Raw genomic sequence first — 3585 nt, 5'->3', positions numbered from 1 at the left:
GACGAGATGGCGTCCCGGCCCTCGACAACCAGCTCCCACAGACCCTCCGGCGACCGCACCCCACCCGGGAAACGGCACCCCATGCCGACGATGACCAGCTGGTCCCCGTCCTGTTCCGGGTCTCCGGCGGGCTTGCCGGGAGTCGTGGCCGGCGCTGTCGCGGCGTCCGCCGGTGCGGTGGAGGTGCCCAGCGTCTCGGCCAGGTAGCCCGCCAGCAGTGCCGGGGTCGGATGGTCGAAGACCAGGGTGGCCGGCAGTTTCAGACCGGTCGCGGTGGCGAGGCGCTGGCGCAGCTCCAGCGAGCTCATGGAGTCGAAGCCGGTGTCGCGGAACGACTTGTCCGGCGCGACCTTTGCGGCGTCCTGGTGGCCCTGCACCTCGGCGGCGTGGCTGCGCACCAGGTGCAACAGGTCGTCCGAGCCGGTCGCCACCGTGGCGGCGACGACGTCCTTCTTCGGCCGCGTGGCGGTGGTGGGCGCAGCGGGGACCAGTCCCTTCATCACCGCCGGGAGCATCGTGTTCCGCCGTAGCCGTGCGGTGTCCAGTTCGACCGGCACGACGTTGGCGAGCCCCAGGTCCCCGGCGGCGTCCAGCAAGTCCAGTCCGCGGTCGGTGGCGATCGCCTTCATGCCGCGGCGCGCCCAGCGCTCGTGGTCGCTCTCGCCGAGCCCAGCCGTGATGCCGGTTTTCTGCGCCCATAAGCCCCAGGCCAGCGAGGTGGCGGGCAGACCCATCCGGTGGCGGCGCAGTGCCAGGGCGTCGAGGAACGCGTTGCCGGCTCCGTAGGCGGCCTGTCCTGCCACGCCGAGCGCCGCGGAGACCGAGGAGAAGAGCACGAACTGCCGCAGGTCCAGATGGCGTGTCAGCTCGTCCAGGTGCACGGCCGCGTCGACCTTGGGGGCCAACACGCCGTCCAGCCGCTCGGCGGTCTGTCCGTCGATCAGTACGTCGTCGACGACACCGGCGGCGTGCACGACGGACGTCAGGGGATGCTCCGCCGGTATCGACTCGATCAGGGCGCGCGTCTGCTCACGGTCGCTGAGATCGCAGGCGGCGATGGTGACGTGGGCGTCCAGCGCCTCCAGTTCTGCCCGCAGGTCCTCGGCGCCGTCGTAGGCCGCGCCGCGGCGGCTGACCAGCAGGAGGCGCCGGCCCGGCTGCGCGGCGGCCAGGTGTTTGGCGACCTCGGCGCCCAGGCCACCGGTGCCACCGGTGACCAGTACGGTGCCGTCGGGCTCCGGGGCGGACGGCACGGTCAGCACGAGCTTGCCGATGTGGCGGGCCTGTTCGATGTACCGGAACGCCTCGGGCGCGCGGCGCAGGTCCCAGGCGGTGACCGGCGGCAGACGAAGGGAGCCCTCGTCGAACAGCTCCATCAGGTGCCCGTACATGCGGGCGATGACGTCCGGGTCGATCTGGTAGAGGTCGAAGGGCTGGTAGTCGACGCCCGGGTGCTCGGCGGCCACGTCCTCGGCCGGGCGCAGGTCCGCCTTGCCGATCTCGATGAACCTGCCGCCGGGCTCCAGCATGTCCAGGGAAGTGTCGACGAACTCACGGGCCAGCGAGTTGAGGATGACGTCGACTGTGCCGAACTTCTCCGCGAAGTCGAGGTCCCGGGAGGAGGCGATGTGGTCGTCGTCCAGGCCCTCCGCCCGCAGCGCGTCCCACTTGCCTGGCGACGCGGTGGCGTAGACCTCGGCGCCGATACCGCGCGCGAGGCGCACGGCCGCCAGGCCCACGCCGCCCGCCCCGGAGTGGATCAGCACCGACTCGCCCTCCTGGAGCTTGGCGAGCTCGATGAGACCGTAGTAGGCGGTGAGGAAGGTGACCGGTATGGAGGCGGCCTCGGCGTAGGTCCAGGCATCCGGTATGCGGGTGAACAGCCTCTGGTCACCGATGACGAACGGGGCGAAGCCGTGGTCCAGCGGACCGCCGACGACCCGGTCGCCGGGGCGCAGGCCCGTCACGTCGCCGCCGGTCTCCAGCACCACACCGGCCGACTCGCTGCCCATCTTCGCCTCGCCCGGGTAGGCCCCGAGCCGGATCAGCGCGTCGCGGAAGTTCAGACCGCAGGCGCGGACGGCGACGCGTACCTCATGCGCCTGAAGCGGCCGCTGGTCGGTGTCGTCGGCCGCCAGGGTGAGCCGGCGGGAGCGGATGTCGTCGAGGTCGAGGTGGTAGGAGTCCTGCGGGGTTTCCAGCGGCGCGTCCGCTCGGGTGAGCCGGGGGCAGAAGAACTCGCCGTCCCGCAGGAGCAGTTCGGGCTCGGTCGAGAAGAGGCTGAGCGCCCGGGACATGGTCTCGTCGGTGACCGCGCCGCCGTCGCTGTCCAGGACACCGAAGCGGTCCGGGTGTTCGGCGTGCACGGCGCGCAGGAAGCCGCCGAGGGCGGCACCGACCGGGGTGTCCTGCCTGACGGTGACCACGAGCCTGCTGTTGTGCGGAGTGTCGAGCCAGGTGTGCACCGTCTCCAGCAGAGAGCGCAGGGCCTCGTGCGTATCGGCGGCCGGGTCGCCGCTGTGGGCGTCCCAGGCCCGCAGCACCACGACCGGCGGTACGGGAGCGCCGCCGAGTGCGTCGATGCCGTCGACGATGGTCCACTCGACCGCGTCCGCCGGCAGTGTCACCGCAGACGGCCGTACGACCATCAGGGAGTCGGCGGCGGGACGCCCGGCGGCCCGCAGGGTGAGCGTCGCGACGCTGATCACCGGCTCGCCCGACGGAGTCGCCGCGTCCAGGCGCACGGCGTCGCCCCGGACCTGGAGGCGGATCCGCAGTGCCGTGGGCGACTCGGCCCCGGTGTAGGAGACCCCGGCGAACGAGAACGGCAGGCGCACGGCCCCGGAGTCGCTCGTGACGAGCAGAGCGTGCAGCGCCGCGTCCAGCAGCGCGGGGTGGACGCTGAACTCGTTGTCGTGCACCGAATCGGACAGTTCGATGTCGGCGTACACGTCGTCGCCGGACCGCCAGACCCCGCGCAGCCCCCGGAACACGGGACCGTAGTCATAGCCCCGGGCAGCCAGGTCCTCGTAGGCGTCCTCGATGCCGACGTTCGTGGCTCCGGCCGGCGGCCACACCGGTTCTGCCCAGGTCGGCTCGCCCGCATCGGTGGTGAGTGTTCCCGACGCGTGCGTGACCCAGTCCTCGCCGGGACGCCGGGAGCGGATGAGCAGTTCGCGGTCGGTGCCCTCGTCCGGCGCCACCCACACCTGAACATCGGTGTCTCCGCTCACCAGCGCCAGCGGAGCTCGGACCACCAGTTCGCCCACTCCGGCGGAGCCGACGTAGCGCGCGGCCTGCGCGGCCAGCTCCACGAACCCCGTGCCGGGGAAGAGAACCGCACCGCTCACCACGTGGTCGCCCAACCAGCGGGTGGTGCCTGGCGCCAGCCGGCCCGAGAGTACGACGCCACCGGAACTCGGGAGTTCCACGGCATTGCTCAACAACGGGTGCCGCAGGATGTTGGTACCTGCCCCCGTGCCCGTGAGCGGAACGGAGCTCTGCCAGTAGCTTTGGTGCTGGAAGGCATACGTCGGCAGCGGAACGGGCCGGCCGGTCCCCAGCACGGCCGCCCAGTCCGGAGCG

The 3585-nt window shown here is 72.0% G+C and carries 1 protein-coding gene; it reads right to left on the bottom strand.

The features are described from left to right. The coding region (locus tag EEJ42_RS33030; protein ID WP_184503392.1) for an SDR family NAD(P)-dependent oxidoreductase at positions 1-3431 on the bottom strand (3431 nt) is incomplete at its 3' end. Between the last annotated feature and the right edge of the window lie 154 nt (positions 3432-3585).

Origin of the sequence: Streptomyces botrytidirepellens (assembly GCF_003721215.1) — a bacterium.
GTDB classification, from domain to species: domain Bacteria; phylum Actinomycetota; class Actinomycetes; order Streptomycetales; family Streptomycetaceae; genus Streptomyces; species Streptomyces himastatinicus.
This window is presented reverse-complemented; position numbering and strand designations above follow the sequence as displayed.